The sequence below is a fragment of the Pseudomonas sp. PS1(2021) genome, assembly GCF_020405165.1.
GTDB classification, from domain to species: domain Bacteria; phylum Pseudomonadota; class Gammaproteobacteria; order Pseudomonadales; family Pseudomonadaceae; genus Pseudomonas; species Pseudomonas aeruginosa.
Genome location: NZ_CP084484.1, coordinates 6,088,817 through 6,109,103, shown reverse-complemented (window position 1 = coordinate 6,109,103; position 20,287 = coordinate 6,088,817). Strand labels below are relative to the sequence as shown.

21 protein-coding genes and 3 pseudogenes are annotated in these 20,287 nt (G+C 59.7%); 5 read left to right on the top strand and 19 right to left on the bottom strand.

The annotated features are described in order from the left end of the window. Positions 1 to 8: 8 nt before the first annotated feature. The 9 genes and pseudogenes from LE197_RS29075 to LE197_RS29035 form a co-directional block, all read right to left on the bottom strand. Complete coding sequence (locus LE197_RS29075; RefSeq protein WP_017678249.1) at positions 9 to 647, bottom strand: glutathione S-transferase family protein; 639 nt, start codon at positions 645 to 647, stop codon at positions 9 to 11. 10 nt (positions 648 to 657) lie between these two features. Further along, on the bottom strand, positions 658 to 2,415 hold the full coding sequence (locus tag LE197_RS29070) for a Rieske 2Fe-2S domain-containing protein (RefSeq protein ID WP_048328549.1): 1,758 nt from the start codon (positions 2,413 to 2,415) through the stop codon (positions 658 to 660). 23 nt (positions 2,416 to 2,438) lie between these two features. Further along, on the bottom strand, positions 2,439 to 3,284 hold the full coding sequence (locus LE197_RS29065) for an aromatic ring-hydroxylating oxygenase subunit alpha (protein ID WP_049310852.1): 846 nt from the start codon (positions 3,282 to 3,284) through the stop codon (positions 2,439 to 2,441). A gap of 58 nt (positions 3,285 to 3,342) precedes the next feature. Continuing rightward, the gene (locus LE197_RS36975; protein ID WP_264086456.1) at positions 3,343 to 3,465 is read right to left on the bottom strand and encodes a hypothetical protein; all 123 of its coding nucleotides are present in this window, start codon (positions 3,463 to 3,465) and stop codon (positions 3,343 to 3,345) included. 179 nt (positions 3,466 to 3,644) lie between these two features. After that, positions 3,645 to 4,115: pseudogene (locus LE197_RS29060) on the bottom strand (IS5-like element ISPpu21 family transposase); the annotation flags it as partial. Between the two features lie 58 nt (positions 4,116 to 4,173). Continuing rightward, positions 4,174 to 5,441 (bottom strand): annotated as a pseudogene (gene ltrA, locus LE197_RS37190) (group II intron reverse transcriptase/maturase). Positions 5,442 to 5,960: 519 nt separating this feature from the next. After that, positions 5,961 to 6,473: pseudogene (locus LE197_RS29045) on the bottom strand (IS5-like element ISPpu21 family transposase); the annotation flags it as partial. Positions 6,474 to 6,526: 53 nt separating this feature from the next. Then, complete coding sequence (locus tag LE197_RS29040; protein ID WP_226033781.1) at positions 6,527 to 7,468, bottom strand: TIM barrel protein; 942 nt, start codon at positions 7,466 to 7,468, stop codon at positions 6,527 to 6,529. A gap of 57 nt (positions 7,469 to 7,525) precedes the next feature. After that, on the bottom strand, positions 7,526 to 8,530 hold the full coding sequence (locus LE197_RS29035; protein WP_230678833.1) for an aromatic ring-hydroxylating oxygenase subunit alpha: 1,005 nt from the start codon (positions 8,528 to 8,530) through the stop codon (positions 7,526 to 7,528). Positions 8,531 to 8,885: 355 nt separating this feature from the next. Between LE197_RS29035 and LE197_RS29030 the strand changes: the two genes are divergently transcribed. The 3 genes from LE197_RS29030 (at position 8,886) to LE197_RS29020 (ending at position 12,101) form a co-directional block, all read left to right on the top strand. Next, positions 8,886 to 9,833: a LysR family transcriptional regulator gene (locus tag LE197_RS29030; RefSeq protein ID WP_026088706.1), complete on the top strand. Its 948-nt coding sequence runs from the start codon at positions 8,886 to 8,888 to the stop codon at positions 9,831 to 9,833. A 97-nt stretch (positions 9,834 to 9,930) separates the two neighbouring features. Next, complete coding sequence (locus LE197_RS29025; RefSeq protein ID WP_017678255.1) at positions 9,931 to 10,926, top strand: isopenicillin N synthase family dioxygenase; 996 nt, start codon at positions 9,931 to 9,933, stop codon at positions 10,924 to 10,926. A gap of 89 nt (positions 10,927 to 11,015) precedes the next feature. Continuing rightward, a complete protein-coding gene (locus tag LE197_RS29020; RefSeq protein WP_079456520.1) occupies positions 11,016 to 12,101 on the top strand; it encodes a BMP family ABC transporter substrate-binding protein in 1,086 nt (361 codons plus the stop codon). A gap of 109 nt (positions 12,102 to 12,210) precedes the next feature. On the opposite strand, the gene LE197_RS29015 is transcribed toward LE197_RS29020, so the two are convergent. From LE197_RS29015 to LE197_RS29000, 4 genes are all read right to left on the bottom strand, one after another. Then, complete coding sequence (locus tag LE197_RS29015) at positions 12,211 to 12,501, bottom strand: AMP-binding enzyme (RefSeq protein WP_017678257.1); 291 nt, start codon at positions 12,499 to 12,501, stop codon at positions 12,211 to 12,213. A 74-nt stretch (positions 12,502 to 12,575) separates the two neighbouring features. Continuing rightward, positions 12,576 to 12,833, bottom strand: a complete 258-nt coding sequence (locus LE197_RS29010) for a hypothetical protein (RefSeq protein WP_017678258.1) — start codon at positions 12,831 to 12,833, stop codon at positions 12,576 to 12,578. A 539-nt stretch (positions 12,834 to 13,372) separates the two neighbouring features. Beyond that, complete coding sequence (umuC, locus tag LE197_RS29005; RefSeq protein ID WP_181072979.1) at positions 13,373 to 14,632, bottom strand: translesion error-prone DNA polymerase V subunit UmuC; 1,260 nt, start codon at positions 14,630 to 14,632, stop codon at positions 13,373 to 13,375. Further along, positions 14,632 to 15,063, bottom strand: a complete 432-nt coding sequence (locus LE197_RS29000; protein ID WP_181072978.1) for a LexA family protein — start codon at positions 15,061 to 15,063, stop codon at positions 14,632 to 14,634. The genes umuC and LE197_RS29000 overlap by 1 nt, the downstream gene beginning before the upstream one ends. A gap of 81 nt (positions 15,064 to 15,144) precedes the next feature. Between LE197_RS29000 and LE197_RS28995 the strand changes: the two genes are divergently transcribed. Beyond that, positions 15,145 to 15,570: a hypothetical protein gene (locus tag LE197_RS28995; RefSeq protein ID WP_021441675.1), complete on the top strand. Its 426-nt coding sequence runs from the start codon at positions 15,145 to 15,147 to the stop codon at positions 15,568 to 15,570. On the opposite strand, the gene LE197_RS28990 is transcribed toward LE197_RS28995, so the two are convergent. The 6 genes from LE197_RS28990 to LE197_RS28970 form a co-directional block, all read right to left on the bottom strand. Further along, on the bottom strand, positions 15,567 to 16,064 hold the full coding sequence (locus tag LE197_RS28990; RefSeq protein ID WP_021441674.1) for a hypothetical protein: 498 nt from the start codon (positions 16,062 to 16,064) through the stop codon (positions 15,567 to 15,569). The two genes, LE197_RS28995 and LE197_RS28990, sit on opposite strands and share 4 nt — an antisense overlap. A 515-nt stretch (positions 16,065 to 16,579) precedes the next feature. After that, the gene (locus tag LE197_RS28985; protein ID WP_181072988.1) at positions 16,580 to 17,182 is read right to left on the bottom strand and encodes a DUF6088 family protein; all 603 of its coding nucleotides are present in this window, start codon (positions 17,180 to 17,182) and stop codon (positions 16,580 to 16,582) included. A 14-nt stretch (positions 17,183 to 17,196) separates the two neighbouring features. Further along, a complete protein-coding gene (locus LE197_RS37185) occupies positions 17,197 to 17,460 on the bottom strand; it encodes a BPSL0761 family protein (protein WP_143498806.1) in 264 nt (87 codons plus the stop codon). Positions 17,461 to 17,580: 120 nt separating this feature from the next. Continuing rightward, positions 17,581 to 17,883: a hypothetical protein gene (locus LE197_RS28980; protein WP_181072977.1), complete on the bottom strand. Its 303-nt coding sequence runs from the start codon at positions 17,881 to 17,883 to the stop codon at positions 17,581 to 17,583. Between the two features lie 90 nt (positions 17,884 to 17,973). Continuing rightward, positions 17,974 to 19,374: a DEAD/DEAH box helicase gene (locus LE197_RS28975; protein ID WP_181072976.1), complete on the bottom strand. Its 1,401-nt coding sequence runs from the start codon at positions 19,372 to 19,374 to the stop codon at positions 17,974 to 17,976. After that, the gene (locus tag LE197_RS28970) at positions 19,371 to 19,961 is read right to left on the bottom strand and encodes a hypothetical protein (protein WP_181072975.1); all 591 of its coding nucleotides are present in this window, start codon (positions 19,959 to 19,961) and stop codon (positions 19,371 to 19,373) included. The genes LE197_RS28975 and LE197_RS28970 overlap by 4 nt, the downstream gene beginning before the upstream one ends. A gap of 102 nt (positions 19,962 to 20,063) precedes the next feature. Between LE197_RS28970 and LE197_RS28965 the strand changes: the two genes are divergently transcribed. Next, the gene (locus tag LE197_RS28965; protein WP_003105872.1) at positions 20,064 to 20,285 is read left to right on the top strand and encodes a helix-turn-helix domain-containing protein; all 222 of its coding nucleotides are present in this window, start codon (positions 20,064 to 20,066) and stop codon (positions 20,283 to 20,285) included. The last annotated feature ends 2 nt before the right edge of the window (positions 20,286 to 20,287 follow it).

Here is a 20,287-nt window from a genome sequence, read left to right as displayed (position 1 = left end):
AAGAGTAATCAGGGTTTGCCGGCCGGGAATATGCCGGCCATTACGGTAAAGCCTGGAATACGTCTGACTTCATCCAGCCAGAGACGCACCGAGGGATAATCCTGCAACGAAAGCCCGGCTTCATCGGCCATGGCCACATAGGGAAAGCAGGCAATATCGGCAATAGTCGCGTGCGCCAGTGGACAGAGAAACTTGAAATCCTGTTGGCGATTGATCCACAGATGTTTATCCATCACCTCCAATAATGTTTGAGCACGCGCGCGACAGGCGTCGGCGTCGAAGTCATACATGAACAACTCATGTAAACGTGCGGCAGAAAGTGATCCGGTCAGACTATCGGCAAATGCCAGCCACACCTGGATATCACCCAACACCTCCGGTTGATCCAGCGGATACCATTTGCGACTCGGATCAAATATTGATGCCAGATAAACCAGAATGGCCTGGGAGTCGCGAATGATCTTTTCGCCATTCTGCAAAACTGGTAATTGACCCATAGGATTGATGCGCAGAAATGCAGGGCGCTTATGTTCACGCCCCGGGTGGAACTCGACCACTTCGGTTTCGTATTGCACGCCCAGAATCGATAGCAGCAAACGCACCTTGAAGCAGTTTCCGGATAACTCGTAATCGTAAAGTTTCAACATCAGACACCCATTAGATATCCAGAATCAGCGTTTCAGAGCGGCAACCCGATACACACGGCATGATCAACGTGCCGCTGTCTTTTTCTTTGGCCGAAAGATAAACATCGCCGTGCTGCAGTTCGCCGCTGACCACCTTGGTCATGCAGGCGCCGCATACCCCTTGCTCGCAGGAGTAATCGATGGCTACCCCGTGATCGAGGCAGGCTTGCAGCAGGGTCTGCCCGGGGCTGACGGTGAAGGCTTTGCCGCTGGACTTGATGGTCACTTGGTAACTGCCCGACTCGGCAGCCGGCGGCTTGCTGCTGGGGGCCAGCGCAAAGTACTCGAAGTGAATCTGCTCGCTGGCAAAGCCAGCTTCGCGTGCCAGCTCGACGACCAGATCAATCATCGGCTGCGGCCCGCAGACATAGACGTCATGCCGTGCCGGTTCCCGGTCCTGGAGCAATTCACGCAATGTCTGCTGCGTGCCTTCGATATCGAGGCCCAGGTAGATCGTCGCTTGTTTACCGAGCGCGGCAAGCCGCTGGGTAAAGGCCACATGTTCCTCACTGCGCGCCAGGTAATGAAAACTGTACGGGCGCTTGGCGCGTTGCAGATGCAGGCCCATGGCCAGAATCGGGGTGACCCCGATGCCACCGGCGATCAGCAGGGCGTGACGGCCCGGCGGCTGCAGCTGGAACTGATTGCGTGGCAGCGTCAGCTGCACCTGGGTGCCTACCTGAACATCCACGTGCATGCTGCGCGAGCCACCGCGTGATTGCGGCTCGTGTTTGACGCCGATCACCAGTACATCCTGCTCGTCAGGCGTGTTGACGATCGAGTACTGGCGTAGGTGGCCAGAGGGCGTGGTCAGGCTCACGTGCATACCCGGTTCCAGCGCCAACAGCCGCCCGTCATCCGGTTTCAGCCAGAACGAAGCGATGTCCGGGGTTTCGTTTTGGCGCGCGATGACGGTGCACGAGAACGGCTCGCCCGGCTTATCGGCGGCGGGTGGGTTGGGAGTCTTCAGAGGCACCGCGTCCGAGGCGATAAGCCGCGCGGTCGGCGCTGGCGTGGGGCTTTGCAGTACGCGGGCAAACAGCTCGTCGAGCAGTTGGGTAAAGACGATTTTGCGTTGCAGGGGCAGGGCAGCAGCGGCGTAAAGGCGGGCATGCACCACGGCCTTGGAGTCCGATTCCGGCTGGACAAAAATCCGCACGCTGTCGAGCAGCCCGGCGCAGCTCAGGTCAATGCTCAGGCCGCTTACCAGCGTTTGCACGCGGTCGGCCTGTTCTCCCAGCAGCGGCGCGAACGAGGGGGCGGCCTGCTGGATGGCCTCGACGACGGCCTTGGCGTTCATTGCCACTGGATGGCTGCGCAAATTGGTGGACAGCGCGGCACCGAGCGGACGCTGTCTCCCGGGTTTGGCGTTGCCAACCGGGGCTTCGAGCTGGGCGAACACCAGGCCGTCCACCTCGGCGCAGGGGAAGGTGCGCACACAGGCGGCGCTGGGTTTTGCCGTGCGGTGAGCGGGCACAAAGGCACAATGGCCCGAGCCGCTTTCATATTTCCAGCCATGGTATTGGCACTTCAGCTGGTTGCCGATGTTCACCCCAAGGCTCAGGCGTACACCGCGGTGCGGGCAGCGGTTTTCCCACACATTTACAACACCGTTGTCGTCACGCCAGACCGCCAGCTCCTGACCGAGCAAGCGCGTTTGGTACACGTGGCGAAACGGAAGGTCTTCGGAGCTGGCGATCACATGCCATTCCTGATGTAACGAACCCATATCTGATTACCTGCTAATACGGCTCAGCGAGCGGTGCCGAACGTGACGTTGCGTGCTTTGATCCAGCGGCGGTAGGCACTGGACAGTGCATCCGCGCGCACGGGCGTTTCGTGCCGGGGATCCAGCGGCAGGCCCTTGGGCACCTGATTGAGCAAAATCATGATGTCCTGGCCAAAGATGCGTTGCTGGAAGTCGCGCAGCTGCTTGTCGGTGTTGATGTCGTCGAGGTAGCACATGATCGTGTGGGCGATGCAGCTCTCCTCATCCACGGGCTGCACGTACAGGCCGAGCACATCCAGGCGATTGGCGTCGATGACGCAAGTCTTGTAGAGGATGGCGATAAAGGGGCGGGCGATGCGGTACACGTACTGCATCTCCACCGGTTCGCTGGCCGCCGCCGAACCCTTGGGCTGCGGAAAGCGGCAATTGACTGCCAGCACCTCATCAGCCTGTTCGTCGATCTCGACGTCATAGGCGGCCACTTCGGTGAGCGGTTCGGCGCCGAGAATATCGGTGTGCACGAACGGGAAGTGAGCCATGTCGAGGAAGTTTTCCACCACCCGCAGCCCAGAGGTGGCAACGCGGATCGAGCCGGCGCTGACGACGCGGCGGTCCGTTTCTTCGAACTCGGGAATGGCCAGAATTCGGCGTGGTTGCGCGGACAACGACACCCAGAGCAAGCCGTAGACGATCAAGGTTTTCAGCGGCTGAGAACTGTCGGCAAGGTGCGCGATCAGCCCGTCGGGGGTGCGGGTGTAGCAGATGGCCTGACCCAGAATCCGGGTATGGCATGGCTTGCCAACGACGGCCTCGGCCAGCGCACCAACCGGATGCCAGTCGTCGTAGACAAAGCTGTTTTCTTTTAACATAACGGTGGCCCGTACAAGGCTTGGCGGCGCCGTGACGACGCCAAGCGCAGAGGAGGTATTACGCCCGGTACTGAGCAACGAATTCAGCCGCCGACTTGGCGCTGCGCGCCTCGTGCACAGCCGCGCGCTCGGCGTACAACTCGCGGACGAACTGCGCGTAGGCACAGCTGTCGGCAAACATGTTGTACATCCAGCCCAGGCCGTAGGCGTTTAGGGATGGTCTGAAGTAGCCACGTATTTCTGGCCGACTACAGACCTCGCTGTTTTTTGAAGCGATCCATCGATCAAAAAGCGCTCAGATCGTCGTCTTATGTAGGGTTTTTAGCCGCTACGCGTACCCCGTAGCGGCTATTCGCCGTGTTACAGGCGCACCTCTCCTGTGTTCGCGAGTAAATGCCGCCGCGCCATCCACAGATTCGACAGCGCAAACAGCGTAATCAGTTGTGCGGTGTTCTTGGCCAGGCCACGGAAGCGCACCTTGGTGTAACCAAACTGGCGCTTGATCACCCGGAATGGATGTTCGACCTTGGCACGTACCTGCGCCTTGGCCTTCTCGATTTTGCGCTTGGCCTTGTACAGCGGGCTGCGCTTGCTCAGTTGCTGGTAAGTGCTGCGCCGCGCCGCAATCTGCCAGATGACCGAGCGGCCTGCATGCTCGGCACGCTTCTCGACGCCGGTATAGCCGGCATCGCCGCTGACCAGGTTCTCTTCGCCGTGCAGCAGCTTGTCCACCTGGGTGACATCGGCCACGTTGGCCGCCGTGCCCACCACGCTGTGTACCAGGCCGGATTCGCTGTCGGCGCCGATGTGCGCCTTCATGCCGAAGTGGTGAGTCGGCCGCGGAACTGCCCCCGCAGCCGCTCGCAGAACCGTACGTGACACTCTCGCGTCATACGGCTCCCGTTATCCAACCTTGCTGCCCGGTCACTCGCCAGTGATGAAACAGCCGGGGTACCACAGTCCGCATCTTGTCCAGCCATTGGCTAACGCGCCGCTTGCGCCTATGAAGAGCCTTGTATTTTCGTCGGGCCCAGCGTTCAAGCGCGCGGTCAATGTGCTGGAAGATGCCAAGCATGGCTGTCCGATAGAACGAGCCATAGTATTGCCACCACCCCTGTATCACTGGATTGTAGAGCCGAGCCACGTCGACCAGCGTCACGTGGGTTTGGCGATTGAGTCGCCACCTGCGTACCGCTTGCCGCATCCGCTTTAAGGCATCCGCACTCGCTCCCGGAAGGAAGCTCGTGAAGAGCTGGTCTTGTTTGCTGAGCGCCTTCCTCGGCCTAAAGGTGAAGCCGAGGAAGGTAAAGCTCACATGCGGATAACCTGCGCGACGGTTACTGTCCTTGCAGTACACGACCTTCGATTTCTCGGGGTGCATCGTCAAGCCACAGGCAGCCAGCCGTGAAGCAATGGAGCGCATCACGTACTCCGCTTGCTTTCGACTGCGGCAGTGCACCACCGCATCATCGGCGTAGCGGGCAAACGGGCAGTTGGGGCTGGTACGTTGCATCCAGGTGTCGAAGGCATAGTGCATGAACAGATTCATCAGGAGGGGACTGATCACTCCACCTTGCGGGTGCCGCGTTCGCGTGGGACGCGCATGCCGTGATCCGTTTCGAACGGCGCAACCAGCCACCGCTCGATGTACAGAAGTATCCAGTCCTCCTTGATGTGCAGGCGCACCGCCTTCATCAGCAACCCATGATTGATCTGATCGAAGGCTGCCTTGATATCAAACTCCACCACCCAGTCGTATCGCCAGCAGCGCTCACGCGTGATCGCCACCGCCTGCTTCGCTGATCGTCCCGGCCGGTACCCATAGGAGTCCGAGTGGAAGATCGAGTCCAGCTCCGGCTCGATGAGAAGCTTGACCACGGTTTGCGCGACACGATCACCAACCGTGGGCACTCCCAGCTTGCGCGTGCCTCCCGATGCCTTGGGAATTTCTACTTGCTTGACCGGAGGCGGGAAGTACGACCCCGACGACATCCGATTCCACAGCTTGTAGAGATTCTTAGACAGATCCCGCTCGAAATCGGCGATGGTTTCATCGTCGATGCCGGCAGCACCGCGGTTGGCCCTGACCTGCTGGTAGGCGTCCCATACCGTGCGTTTCGCTATGTCATAAGGTTTCGCCGAGCTCACGCCACTCATCCCCGGAGGTTGGCAACGCTCGTCGGCCGGATAACGCCGCCCCTTCGCTCCACCTCCATTACAGAGACTTCATCGCTACTACGGGAGGCTCCGCCCCTCGTTCCAGCATCGGTATTCTTCCTCATGGTGTTGGCCATTTGTCATTTTCCTTCGCATCTGGAACAAGGTTCTCACGTTCCGTACCAAAGCCTGTATGAAGATCATGCCGCCTATACACCGGCTGCCATCGGGTCCGTAAGCAGGTAACGCCCCGACTTGTCCTGAAGCCAGTACTCCACCTCAGTTTCGGCAGCACCTTGGGCATAACGATGCGTCATCGGACGGTTTGCTTTCGCTCATCTTCTCCATACTCACCTGCCATCCTCAGGGATGACTTTTCCTCGGTCGCTCACCACCACACCTTTTGGATGCAGCAGCACCGGGTGGTTTGAAGTCCGCTCCTGCAAGCCGACTTCGGAAGGCCTACTTCCATCTTCGGCACAGCAGCACAGGTCATCCGACCTGTGTTCGTGACACACAGTACTGGTTGCCCTTCTTGGTCTGGTGCATCTCGGGATCGCGCTTGCCGTCCTTGTTCTTGGTCGAGCTCGGCGCATGGATCAGCGTGGCGTCGACGATGGTGCCCTGGCGCAGCGACAGGCCACGGTCGCCCAGGTAGCCATTGATCACCGCCAGAATCCCGGCCGCCAGCTCGTGGCGCTCCAGCAGGCGACGGAAGTTGAGGATGGTGGTTTCGTCGGGGATACGCTCCAGGCTCAGCCCGGCGAACTGGCGCAGGATGGTCGTCTCGTACAGCGCTTCCTCCATCGCCGGGTCGCTGTAGCCGAACCAGTTCTGCAACAGATGCACGCGCAGCATCGCCATCAGCGGATAGGCGGGACGACCGCCTTCACCCTTCGGGTAGTGCGGCTCGATCAGGGCGATCAGGCCCTGCCACGGCACCACCTGTTCCATTTCGATCAGGAACAGTTCCTTGCGGGTCTGCTTGCGCTTGCCGGCGTACTCGGCGTCGGCGAAGGTCATCTGCTTCATCGGAAAGCTCTGCGGGTGAAGTCGGCGGATTTTGCCAAATCAGGAAGTCTTTTTCAGAGTTTCCTTAGGTTGATGTTGTCGATGGTCATCAGCGACAGGTTGGTAGCGGGGTTTTGCAGGTAGGCATCGATGACTTTGCGGGTGACTTCCTTGGTGCACGCCAGCTTGTGCGCATGCCACATGTCGGTATGCCATTCGCCTTCGGCAGGACGCCGGAACGGGTACTGAATGGAGCGCCCTGGACGGTCGATACCTTTGGCATCCCAAGGGCCGGTTTCAAAGCCCCACCAGTTCAGCGGGCCGTTAGGCGCGGCCGGGCGCATCTGGGCCCAGTGCACCAGGTTGCGGTTCAGCCATTCGTCCGCGTAACTGTCGTCGTTGAACGGGTCAAGTTTGGCGATGGCATCGTTGTCGCCACGCATCTGCGAGACGGCGTGCTCCACTTCGTTTTCAATCTTGAAAATGCAGTGGCTGTAGTCAATGGCCACGTTGAACTTCGCGCCGCGGGCTTCCACCAGATCGGCTACTTGCGAGACCCGGCGATAGTCTTCGGACCACATGTCCACATGGTTTTCGAAGGTGATGATCACCCCGGCTTTTTCCGCGTACTCGTACGACTCCAGGTAACACTCGGCGACCTCTTCGTTGGTCACGTAGTGGCGGTCCTTGTGCTTAGCCCAGATCATGAAATTGTGGTACTTGCCGCCGACCTCGACGGTCAGGTCGATGTTCTCTTTGATCAGGTGATCATCCAGGCCCAGGGTGTACAGGCCGCTCCCCGACAGCACCGGCAGGTCGTAAAGTTGGCTGCCCTTGATGTACTCGTCCAGCTCCTGGCGGTTGTTGGGAATGCGATCGATGAAGTCCCAGACCTCGGCTTCCTTGACCAGTTTGAATTGCTCGAGAATCGGCAACTCGGTCAGTGACACCGGGTTCTCACGCGACGACGCCTGGATACCCAACCCGGCACAGCCCAACTTGAACATCTTTTTCATGTACTGCTCCTGCAAAAACGTAGCTTCGAAAGGGCGCTTGGCCCATGGGTGTAGGCCTTAACGCTCCTCGAGCACTTCGCTGAGGAGGGCCGCTTTGAATTCGTCCTTGCCGACCAGCGCCGCTTGCGACAGTTCGCGGTGCCATTTGCGGTACTGGATGGAGATCTTGTCGGTGACTACCGACAGTTCGGCGCTATCGAGCTCGATAGGCCATTGGGACTGGATCACCGGGCGGTCTTCTTCCAGCACGCGTTTCTGGAAAGCCAGGTGCACGTGGTCGGGCTGCTGGTCTTCGGTACGCACGATGACCATGAAGTTGCGGCAAGTTCTGTCGTCCACCGGGCTGGCGGTGGTCCAGAGGATGAATTTGGAATCGTCCTTCCACAGTTTGATTTCCAGGTTCACCGAGTACGGCATCGAGCAGCGGTAGGTGAAGTCGCCCATGGGCGCTTCTTCCGGCAGCGTTTCGTACATCTCTTTGGGCGGCGCCAGCTGAAAGCGCAGTTCACCGTGGCTGCGATCGACGTTTACCGTGGGGTGACTGGCGAAGAAGGGGTCGTACAGAGTGCCGGGGTGAACGAAGGCGAAATGGGAGAAGTCGGTGAAGTTTTCCCAGCGGCGCTCGGCCGAGGTTTCCCACACATACGACTCCGCCACCACGACTTTCATGCCTTCGCTGTCCCAATCGCCCAGGTAAGGGATTTCGGTGCAGTCGAACGAATTGTCCAGGCGCACCCAGACGATGCCGTAGCGAATGGCGCAGTCGTATTTGGCGATTTTTGCGCGCGGCGGAATAGGGCGGTCGGGGCAGGCCGGCACCAGCGTGCATTCGCCGGCGTCGTTATAGCGCCAGCCGTGGTAGGGGCACTGCAGGGTGTCTTTGCCCTGGTGCTTGCACACGCTCCCCAGCGACAGGCGCGCCGAGCGGTGCACGCAGCGGTCATCGGCGGCCATCATCTGCCCGTCCAGACGGGCCAACACCAGGTTCTCTCCCAGCAGCTTCACCGACATCGGGCCATGCCCGGATGCGTTGGCTTTCTCGAACTCGCTCAAGGTACACACCGGGTGCCAGAAATGGCGGAGGTAACCTTTGTGTTCTATCAGGGGCTTCCATTGAGCGGACATCGCCGATCCTCATTACGGTTGATCACATTGCTGGCTTTTCAGAAATACAATCTGGTATACCAGTCTCGGCATCGCTAAAGCACGTCTTGTGCCAACGCGAAGAGGCGATCAGAAAAATGCTCGCAATGCCTCGTAGTTGACTGCCTGGACAGTTTTTAGACGAATTTTTTCAGCAGTTGGCGGGCGTGTTTTTCGCTCTGGCATGGTGCGCAGCGGCAGCTCGATGCACTTTCCTGGCGCGAAAAGAATCCGCGTTGGGCAACATTTCGAAGTTAGGAAGTCAGGTAAAACCATGGTTCGGCGGTTACGGTTTCATTCGGTGTCGGTCAGCTACTTCGACATGGTTCAGCACTGCGGCTCGATCCGCGAAGCGGCCCGGCGCCTGAACGTGGCTTCGTCGGCGGTCAATCGGCAGATCCTCAAACTGGAGGACGACATCGGTGCGCCGCTATTCGACCGGCTGAGCTCCGGACTGAAACTCACCCCCGCCGGCGAGTTGTTCGCACGCCATATCGGTGTGGTGCTCCACGACGTAGAACGGCTGCGCTCGGAACTCGAAGCCATGGAAGGAATCCGGGCAGGGCATGTCGAATTGATCGTTGCCGAGACCCTGGCTGTGGACCTGTTACCCACCGTGCTCGAACACATGCACGCGCGTTATCCACGGGTGTCTGTCGGTGTCACCGTTTCCGGCTCGCAAGGCATTCCGCAGGCGATCATCTCCGGGGCGGCGGACCTGGGTCTGGCTTTCGCGTTGCCTAAACACGAGCAGCTCCAGCAATTGGCCCTGGGGCATTTCCGGCTGGCGGCGATCGTGCCGCCCAATCACCCGTTGGCCGATAAAAGCCAGGTCAGTTTTGGCGCCTGCGCCGACTACGACCTGATCCTCAGCAAGCCGGAAATCTCGACGCGGCAACGACTCGCGCCACTGCTCAAATCCGCCCATTTTTCCGGCAGGACCCGCCTGGAAACCGCATCGCTTGAACTGGCCAAGCAGATGGTAGTGCGCGGCAGGGGCGTGGCGTTTCAAACCGCGTTCGGCATCGAGGCGCAGGTGGCCGCCGGTGAACTGAAGATGCTTCCGCTCACCGACAGCGGCGGTATTTTCTGCGACCTGGGCTTGTACATGAGCAGCGGCCGCTACATTCCGGCTGCCGTGGATGCCTTCGCCAGAATTCTCACCGACGAGATTTTGCGTCGCGAGCGGCACGAGGCCAGTCAGTTCGGGGCTCTTGGCTAGCGCTGCCAAAAAGGCATCAGGCCTGGCGATATTCGATGCTTTCCGCGCTCTGCCTGAGCAGATAACACTCCGGCCCATTCAAGTAGGAGTCGCTCACATGGCACACGCCCAACTCGCACCGTCACCTCTGGAGGCCTCGCAGGCCACCACGCTTCCAGTTATCGACATCTCGGGCCTGCGCTCGGCATCACTGATCGAACGCACCCGGGTCAGTCAGCAAATCGGCCAGGCCTGTCGTGACAAAGGTTTTTTCTACGTCATCGGTCATGGTGTACCGGCAGCTTTGCAGCAGCAGGTGATCGACCAGGCGGCCACGCTGTTTGCTCTGCCGCCCGAAGAAAAGCGCAAGGTCGACAAGTCACTCTCCATGGCCAATCGGGGCTACGAACCGTTGCGTAATCAGGTGCTCGAAGCCGGCGCGCCACCGGACGTCAAAGAAGGCTTTTACATCGGCCAGGACAAGCCGCTGGATCATCCCGATGTGCTGGCTGGCAAATTCAATCAGGGGCCGAACCTGTGGCCGGCAGACCTCCCCGAGTTTCGCCAAACCATGGAGGCCTACCAGCGGGAACTGGAGTCAGTGGCTCGCCTGCTGATGCAGGGCGTGGCTCTGTCGCTGGGCCTGCCGGAGCAGCACTTTGCCGCGTTCTGCGAGGACGCCATGACCACGCTGCGCCTGCTGCATTACCCACCGCAGCCGACCACTGCGGCACCGGGCGAGAAGGGCTGTGGTGCGCATACCGACTGGGGTGGCCTGACTCTGCTGTTGCAGGATGAAAACGCCGGGTTGCAGGTGTGGGATCAGGAGCGCAATGGCTGGATCTGGGCCACACCGGTTCCCGAGGCCTACGTGGTCAACCTCGGCGATCTGATCGCGCGCTGGACCAACGATTTGTACAAATCGACCCTGCACCGCGTGGTCAATGTCTCGGGTAACGAGCGCTATTCGGTGCCTTATTTCTACTCCGGCAACATCGCCCACGAAATCGCCTGCATCCAGGCCTGCCTGGCACCCGGCGAGTCACCCAAGTACCCGGTCATCAGCGTCGAAGACCACTACAAAAACATGTTCCGCAAAACCTATTCGATGTGATCACAGCCGCGCAGACGGAGCCTGTTTCAATGCCTGCCTTTATCCCGGGCTAACCGCCTAACCAATAACGTATGGGGAGCAATACGCGCATGAACATGCCTGGATTCAGGAAAGTACTGGCAGGGTTATTGAGTGGTATCGGTCTGGCAGCAGCCATCACCGCATACGCCGACGAGCCGCTCAAGGTCGGCTTCGTCTACACCGGTCCGATTGGCGACCACGGTTGGACATATCAACACGAGCAGGGCCGTAAGGCGTTGGAGCAGGCGCTGGGCGAGAAAGTCCAGACCACCTACGTCGAAAACGTTGCCGATGGCGCGGACTCCGAACGGGTGATCCGCAACATGGCAAAAAGCGGCTACGACCTGATCTTCGGCACCTCGTTTGGCTACATGAACCCGATGGCCAACGTGGCCAAGCAATTCCCCAAGACCGCGTTCGAACACGCCACTGGCTACAAGCGCAGCACGAACCTCGGCACCTACCTGTCGACCTCGTACGAAGGGCGCTACGTGGCCGGCTACCTGGCCGCGAAAATGACCAAGAGCAAGACCGTCGGTTATGTCGCGTCCTTTCCGATTCCTGAGGTTATCCGCGACATCAATGCTATTCAGGTCGCGTTGAACAAGTACAACCCAGGGGCGGTGGTTAAAGTGGTGTGGCTGAACACCTGGTTCGATCCCGGCAAGGAATCCGACGCCACCAACACGCTTATCGACCAGGGCGCCGATGTGATCTTCCAGCACACCGCCAGCCCAGCACCGATTCAGGCAGCCGAGCGCCGCGGGGTGTACTCGGTGGGCTATGCCTCCAACATGGCCAGCTTCGGCCCCAAGTCGGTAATTACCTCCATCGAATACAACTGGGCGCCGTTCTACATCCGCACTACTGAGTCTGTACTGAACGGCACTTGGAAATCGGCTGACTACTGGGGTGGGCTGGCCGATGACGCCCTGACCATGCCGATCAGCGATATCGTTCCCGCTGAATTTAAGGCCGAGGCGCAGCAGATCATTGCCTCGATCAAGAGCGGCACGTTCCACCCCTTCGATGGCCCGGTTGCCGACCAATCCGGCAAGGTCAGAATTGCGCCAGGAGCCACGGCCAGCAATGCGGATCTGGCAGGTATGGACTACTACGTCCAGGGCATCGCTGCGGAGTTTCCGAAGCAGTAACGTTGCGGGTCCCGCTCGCTAACCGGGCGAGCGGGGTGGCTGAATACCTGAAACGGATCGACATCCTCGATCCGCCTGTGCCGCTCCTGTGCAACAACACCTAAGAAGCTCAGGCAAGCAACTGTCTTTTCAACACCTTGCCCACAGAGCTGCGGGGCAGGGCCTCAAGCATGTGCACAGACTTCACGCATTTGAAGCCCGCCAATCGCTGGCGGCATGCCTCGACAATCGAGGCCTCGTCGGTAGCGCCTGGTTGGGTCGCGACCACAAATGCGATCGGCACCTCGCCCCAGCGCTCGTCGGCCTTGCCCACCACGGCAACCTCGGCCACGCCGGGCAGCGACGCGATCACCGCCTCCAGTTCTGCGGGATAGATGTTTTCGCCACCGCTGATGATCATGTCCTTTAAGCGATCCACCACGTAGAGGAAGCCCTGTTCGTCCAGACGGCCAATGTCGCCGGTTCTGTACCACGTCAGTGTTTTCCACCGGTGTGCTCGTCATCCTCTTCGCCATCTGCACGAGTCTTCGTTTTCAGCTGCGAGAGCGCCTGCTCATTGATGATGGGTAGAACGCCTTGCTCGGTGTCGACTACCCACATCTGCTGCTGCTCGCAGTAATACCCAGGTAGTTGGTCTTCGCCTGTACGAAGTGTGCTGGCACTTGCCAGGAAGGGCGAAATGTTCGCATGACGATGGCGGGCGCGCGCGTCCCTATCGGTGGTGTTTTCCATGCATCAAGTCCATTTAGATCGGTTTGGTGTGCAGATTGATACTACTTTGCCATCAATGACCGAACAACATAGTTTCCGCATGCTGGTGGGCGGTCGTAGCATGCTTACATCAAAGATTCGCTACTAAAAAATAAGGTTCCGCTCGCGACGACGGCAAGCAGTCAGGTTGCTTGATCTGGTAGTCGCCTGATCCACTTGCGATTTGCGTTTGCGACCTTCCTGGTAAGGCTGACAGAGCCGGTATGAGCGCCGACGCAGAGAACATCGAATCGGTGCGTTGGCGAGGCAGTAACAAAGCCCTCATAGAGCCAGCCGAGCAGGTCATCAAATAGGCCGTCATTCACTAGGACTGAATCGGCCCTAACAGTCCGCTATTGGCCGGTTGTTGCCTACCACGACCGATAGCCGTGGTTCGACTTCAGTCTGTCGCGACCGGCAGCAGCTGACTTAATGGTAGTGGGTCTTTCACACCCTCCTTTATCTTTGGAACGCTTGGTAGGTCGCTGTCAGCAACGGCGGCTCCCTCACCTGTTCATGATCTAACGTACCCTTGGCAGCTCGTCCCAGCGGCAGGTGTACCCCGGAGAACGCAGCTCCTGCTTCATCGACCAGCCGCCCAGGGCCGGCACGCGCGCCAGGCGCACGGTGCCGCGGCCCATGCTGGTGTTGATCCTGTCCACGGTTGCCATCAGCGCCGCGCTGCGCGGCCGCGGCGCCGGGGCGAACAGGTCGGCCTGTACCTGCCCGGGGCTGGCCAGGTTCATCAGCATCACCCCGGCTTTCTGGTACCGGTAGCCGGGCCGGTAGATACCCTCCAGCCCGGCCAGCGCCGCCTGCACCAGGTCGCGCGAGTCGTTGCTCGGCGTGTGCAGCGGCACGCTGGCGGTGCGCGCGTAGCGCGGCTCGTCCGGGTTGAACACCCCGGTGCGGATATACACCTGCAGCAGCTGGCACACATCGCCTTGCGCGCGCAGCTTCTCAGCTGCGCGGCAGGCGTAGCTGGCCACCGCCTCGCGCAGCGGCGCCAGCTCCGTCACCCGGCGCGAGAAGCTGCGGCTGCAGGTGATCATCTGCTTCGGCTCCGACCCCTCGTCCAGGGCGAAGCACGGCTCGCCACGCAGCTCACGAATGGTCTTCTCCAGCACCACCGAGAACTGCTTGCGCATCGTCCAGGCGTCCTGCTGCGCCAGATCCCAGGCGGTTTTAACACCCAGCGCGCCCAGGTGCGCCTGCAGCTTGCGCCCCACGCCCCACACCTCGCCCAGCGGCGCGTCCTTGAGCAACGCCGCCTGCTGCTCGGGCCGGGTGGCCACCACCACCCCGCTCTGGCTACGCCGCTTGGCGGCCCAGTTGGCCAACTTGGCCAAGGTCTTCGTGGTGCTGATGCCCACCCCCACCGGCATGCCCGTCAGCAGTTGCACCTCCGCGCGAATGTGCCGGCCGTAACCGGCCAGCGGCCGGCCGAGGCCCGCCAGGTCGAGAAAGCTCTCGTCGATCGAATAAACCTCCAGACGCGGTGCCAGCCCGCGCAGCACCCGTACCACCCGTGCGGAAACGTCGCCGTACAGCGCATAATTGCTGCTGAACGCCAGCACGCCATGCGCCTGCACCAGGTCGCGGATCTTGAAGAACGGCTCGCCCATGCCAATGCCCAGCGCCTTGGCCTCGTTGCTGCGGCTCACCACACAGCCGTCGTTGTTGCTCAGTACCACCATCGGCACCGTGCGCAGGTCGGGGCGGAACAGCCGCTCGCAACTCACGTAGAAGTTGTTGCAGTCCACCAGGGCATAGGTCGGCATCAGCACCCCGGCAGCTTGTGAATGCAGCGCGTCGCCACGCCGAACACCTCCAGGTCCTCGCCGTCGCGCAGGCGAATGTCCGGGTAGGCCTTGTTCGCCGCGCGCAGCACCGGCGCGCCGTGCTCATAGGCCAACTGCTTGCAGGTGAACTCCCCGTTCACCACCGCCACCACCACCATGCCCGCGCGCGGCGTGATCGAGCGGTCTACCACCAGGATGTCGCCGTCGAAAATCCCCAGGCCGGTCATACTGTCCCCCACCACCCGCAGAAAGAAGGTGGCCGCCGGGTGCAGTACGCACAGCTCGTCCAGCGAGAGGCTGGCCTCGATATGGTCCTCAGCGGGGGAAGGAAAGCCGGCGGCAACGCGGCTCAGGAACAACGGTAGCCGCAGACCTGGCCGCAACGGGCGGCCGATCACTGTCAGGGCCATGGATAACCTCACTAATACTGTATATGAATACAGTATTATCAAACCCCAACCTTGGCAACGACAATAGACGGGAGGCACCTCATGTGCGGCGGCGTCGAAGTGGCTGGGCGCTACACCCAAACCGGCCAGCAACTGCGAATCTACTTCCCTAACCCACGCGCCGCCCTGCCCGTGCGTCAGGCCGATGGCGCCGTGGCCTGGGTCCCCTGGGGCCGCCGCAAAGAGCAACCCGGCCACCTGCCCGCCACCGGTTGGGCCCGAACCGACTCCATCACCGCCGGCAAATGGGCGCGCTACCACCCGCAGCCAGTGCAGGTGCTGGCCGAACGCTTTATGGAGAAGAATGCAGCCGGTGCCTCGCACTGGTTTGACCTGGAGCCAGGCCAAACCATTGAGGCGCTGCTCATTGAGCACGGGGAAGAACGGCGGGTCTACGTGGTCACCACCACACCGCCGCAGGGTGGGCCAACGGTGCACGACCGCTGGCCGAGCCTGGTAACGGCCTAGAGCGGGTCACCCTCCAGCATCGCAGCGCTGACCTCGAACTCGCAGTCATCGCCCTGCGGCACCAGCTCCAGCGAGGCGGAGCCGGCCGGCAGTGCGACCACCAGGCTGCGTGTCACGCACTCGGCCTCGGGCATGGTCGCCGTGGCATGCAGCATCTGCTCCGTCCACTCCACCACTTCGTAGTCGAACACCTGGGCTTCCAGGTCTTCGCCCTCGTCGTGATGGTGGATCGAGGCAAAAGCCTCCTGGCAGGTGCCGCGGCCGCGGTTGCAGCGAATCTCCACTGCATTCACCCCGGGCGGCTCGTAACCGGCCACCGTATTCCAGCCACCCCACAACAACAGATCGTCCCCCTGCTGCTGAATGATCAGCGGCGGGCGAACAACCGCATGGGGCTGTTCCAGGGGCGCGGGGTAGGCCAACCACAGGGCCGTATAAGCGGCCACCAGGGCGGAAGCAAGGGAGACGGAAAGGTAGCGGAGGATCGTAGGCATAGTCGAATTCCTTTCGAGGGGGGCTGCTGTCCTAGCCGGTTATATATCTTGAATGCGACATCTGACTTTAGGCTAGGCTCAGCATGATTTCACGCAGGTAATTCATATCGTGATCATGGCCGTCAGGGCCCGCCACGGAACGGGCAGCAGGAACCGGTAATAAACGTCCAGATACACTTTTGTGTAGTGAGTTCAGTCAGAACAGAGTGCTGGTTTGAGAAAGCTACGAGCGGCGACAGTCGCCCCAAACCAGCCAAACGTGACAGGCAACAAGCGGCCCAGGCTGTGTAAAAACTTCAGCTGAAATTCAACGTGCGCGTTACTAGGCGAAATCCCTGAAGCTTGGCCGGGCTGGAGTGCTCAGAATTCGTTAGGAAACGCCGATGTTGATCATCAAATGATCAGTGCTCGGTGCTCGGTGCTCGGTGCTCGGTGCTCAAAATATCTGTCGCCAGCCGCTTATGATCATTGGTTCTTACAGCCCCTACCCTGCAGTTCGCAATGCAGCGATTTCGCTATTGCGCTTCCAATGCCGTTCGCATCCATTTCGGCAGTTTGCAGGCCAGCAATTTGACTAAGTCTTCAGGTCGGAGCCCTTTCTTGATCGCCGCAATACATTCAGGAGTTGAGCCGCCTTTACCGAGATAAAACAATGCACTGATAGCGGCACCCATCTCAGTCCCTGCATGCTGCATGACCATAGGGGCCGCATGTATCAGCCTGATTTCAGCGTTCCCAATGAATACTGAACGGCTGGCTCCGTTGGTGTAATAGATTGGAATGAGTGGCATCTGGGTGCTGAGCCCAAACCTTCTGACGGCATTGGCGCCGTGGATCTGCAGAGACAAGCGTTTCTGCTTGGTAATCAGGCTAATCAATTTCCAGGGATTGGGGCGAGCCCTGGCAACGTAGCGTCCGGGTTTCGGGCGCATATAGATCCCGCGATACACCCGTTCGAGCTCGCCTCGGTTGACCAGTCGAGCTATTGCTTTGGATACGGCGTTTTTCGTTCCAAACCCTGTGAAACGGCTAATGCTGAACGGCTGCCCTTTAGGTAGGCGCTTGACTCGTTGCGCAATCCGGGCGGATACCGACTGGGCTTGATCAGTGCTGAGCATCGTGGCGTTCACGCCTATAGCGTGAAGTCTAACGACGAACTGAAAAGCGGCTGATGGAACGCAATCACCCTTCGCCGATATTCATCATCTTGAGCGTCGTTTACCAGGCACTCTTCGAGGCGCCCCAGCGAGAAAACTTGAACGGCGGACGGGTAGTGTCTGAGCAGGCTTTTCGCATAGCTGCGAATGTCATCAGGTAGTTCGGTGTTACGAGAGAGGTCGCGGAGAAAAGCTTCGGTCTTGACGACACTCCGGGTTCTTTCATGCGGAAGGGTCAAAGCGGCTACCTCCTTATTCAGTTATTCCAATCTACGAGACCAGAACGGGCAAGCCGCGCGCTTACCCCTAATTTGTCCGCGATTCGACGTGGTGCGGCTGATGGATTTTCAACCCTACAATCAGTTCTTTCCCCAGTAGTTGTCTTTGCTGACCAGACCAAAATGTTCGGAAGCAAATGGCTGATCATCATCGAACATTCCATTGACCATACGCTCACGACGCAATCCACTCAGTACCCTGAAGAAGCAGGACTCGCAGAGATGCACCCGGTAGTGCTCGCCGTCATGCTGCGAGCCATATCCCCATTGGGCTTCAAGCGTGCCGTGTTGGAGGCCATAGCCGGGAACTCGCGTTCCAGAACGGCACACGTCGCAGATCACATCCTCAACGACATCGACCAATGCCTGCGACTTAATTTCCATACGCACCTCTCGATTACGTTCCAGGCAGCACCGGCCGGTTGTGGATTCATGCACACCGATATCGTGTGATGAGCTTCGACTGGCCGAGCATCAAAAACAAGCCAGAAGCTGCTGCCGGTAATGCTGAGAAAAACTGACCTGGTAAGCGGGCTCAATTGCAAAGCCACCCAGCGAAATGATGTTCGTAGCCTGCGACCCAACATTAGGCTCTGCACCACCAAACCCTACATCGCCGATGCCTTCGGCATGCCCCAAAGTCCCCACCAGGTCTGGCCGGGAGCCTGGGGTTAAACTTGGCATATGAGCATCGCTCAAAACAGCCAGATCATCCGGTAAGTCATCCGCAATTCGCTCCGCAAAGCCCTGAAGCGTTGGCTCCGCCAACATGAATAGCCATGCCTGGTCGTCGGACTCACCTGTGCGCCGCAGCACTCGCCCCAGCACTTGCCGGTAATGCAGTTCGGTGCGGATACGGCTGAGATAGCAGCACACTTGCAGGCGGGGAATGTCGGTGCCTTCGCTGATCATTCCGACGGCCACAATCCAGCGGCAGGCGCTGCTCCGGAATGCATTGATCACCTGCTGCGCATCCGGGGTTTTGTTGGTCACGATGCGGCACTCTTCACCCATTGCTTCTAGAGCCAGTGCAACTTGCTGGGCGTGTTCGATGTCTGTGGCCACCACCAAACCAGCGGCATCAGGTTTGATCTGGCGTAGCTCGTTCAACTTGCTGCAGCCAAGATCGAGGATTGGATTGATCACCTCGTCATGACGCAGAAGTTCCTCATAGGTGACAGGTGACTCCCCTAAAAGCTTGGCGATGCTGGGAAACAGCCTCACGGAGCTATCCGCGCCAAGCTCTTCCGTAAGTTTCACCTTCTGATTGTCGAGCAACACGATGCGAGGTGATCGACACACGCCGTCGGCAATGGCATCTTTCAAGCCATAACAGTAATCACAGATCAAATGCCCCTCGGGCGAAGAGTAGCGAGCCAATGCGATGGCCTTGTCATCCGAACGCCAGGGCGTGCCAGAAAGGGCCAACGTGAAGGCAGCCCGATCCTGTATCCGATGCAGTATCTGCTGCCCCCAGGCATTGCTGAGCAGCGGATCGTGGCCGGCGCAATGGTGGATCTCATCGAAGACCACGAACACCCGGTAGTCATCAAGCAGCTGCCAGAATCCCTCATCACGGTATTCCATGGCCTGATAGGTATAGGCAGCGCCCACGGCACCTATCTGACCATCTAGGCGTCTGCCTAGGACTTCCGCAAAGGTCGAACGAAAACCCTCCACGACCTGGCAGGACGGCGCAAAGCACAGCACCAAATCGATTCTGTCCTGCTCAAGCAGTTGGCTGACCAGTTCTGCCGCCATGCGCGTCTTTCCGGCTCCCGGGGTTGCCTGGCAGAAGAAGTGCGGCGTGACGGTGAAGTGCTCCAGCGCCTTGGTGATGCAGCTGTTCTGCCAGCTCCGTAGCGATCTACTCATCGTGGTGCGGCGAGCGTTTTGAGGGTCTTCTCGATGGCGCGCAGATGCCCCAAAAGACGAGAACTACGATCCCTGGCCTCCAGGTACTCGCCTTCAACCTTGCCCCGCAAATGTGGCATCTCATCCAGAAGCAGCTTGAATCGTTCCGCCTCGCCCATAGAGGACAGGAAGTCCAAGCGGATTTCCTTGTGGAGCGCTTCGAGCTGCTGATTCGTATTTGCTGGAGATTGAAGCGGTAGCGCCTCCACTTCGAACGCAGCCGGTGCCTGCTGGGGTTCCCCGGCAATCTTGAGGCTGCTCTCAAAGCCGTTGTCGATCAATTCCAGTTGCAGATGTGCCGGAATCGGCTGCAGATGGTAGACCTGCCCTCGAACACGACGATCCTCATCCAGCACAACCCAGCCCGCGCGCAGCAACCGGCGAATCTGCTCATACACATAGCGGCGCACATCGGCGATACGGAAATGTGTGCCGTTTAGGCGAGCGGCATAAGCATCGCGCAGTTCACGGGTCGTAAAGGTTGCACGCCCTGGCTCCTGAAGCAGCTCATACAGACGCCTGTCGAAGATAAACGAGGCCGATTTCATTGAGGGCACCAGAAGAAATAGCGCGAAAATGCGGATTATAATCCGTGGCCTATACGTCCGCAAACGCACGATAGTGCCGCCTCAAGTTGAATTGAGACGGTCATGGATAAGTTGGCGAAGGCGTTAGGGGAACGCATCCGAATGCAGAGGAAGGCCTGCCGGATTTCCCAGGATGCACTGGCGCTGGCGTGCAGTCTCGACCGCAGCTATGTAGGCCGGATCGAGCGTGGTGAGGTCAACATCACCGTCGAGAAGCTCTACCGCATCGCAGGCGAGCTCGCCTGCGATCCTTCAAGCCTTCTGCCACAGCCGTCTGAAATCTAACC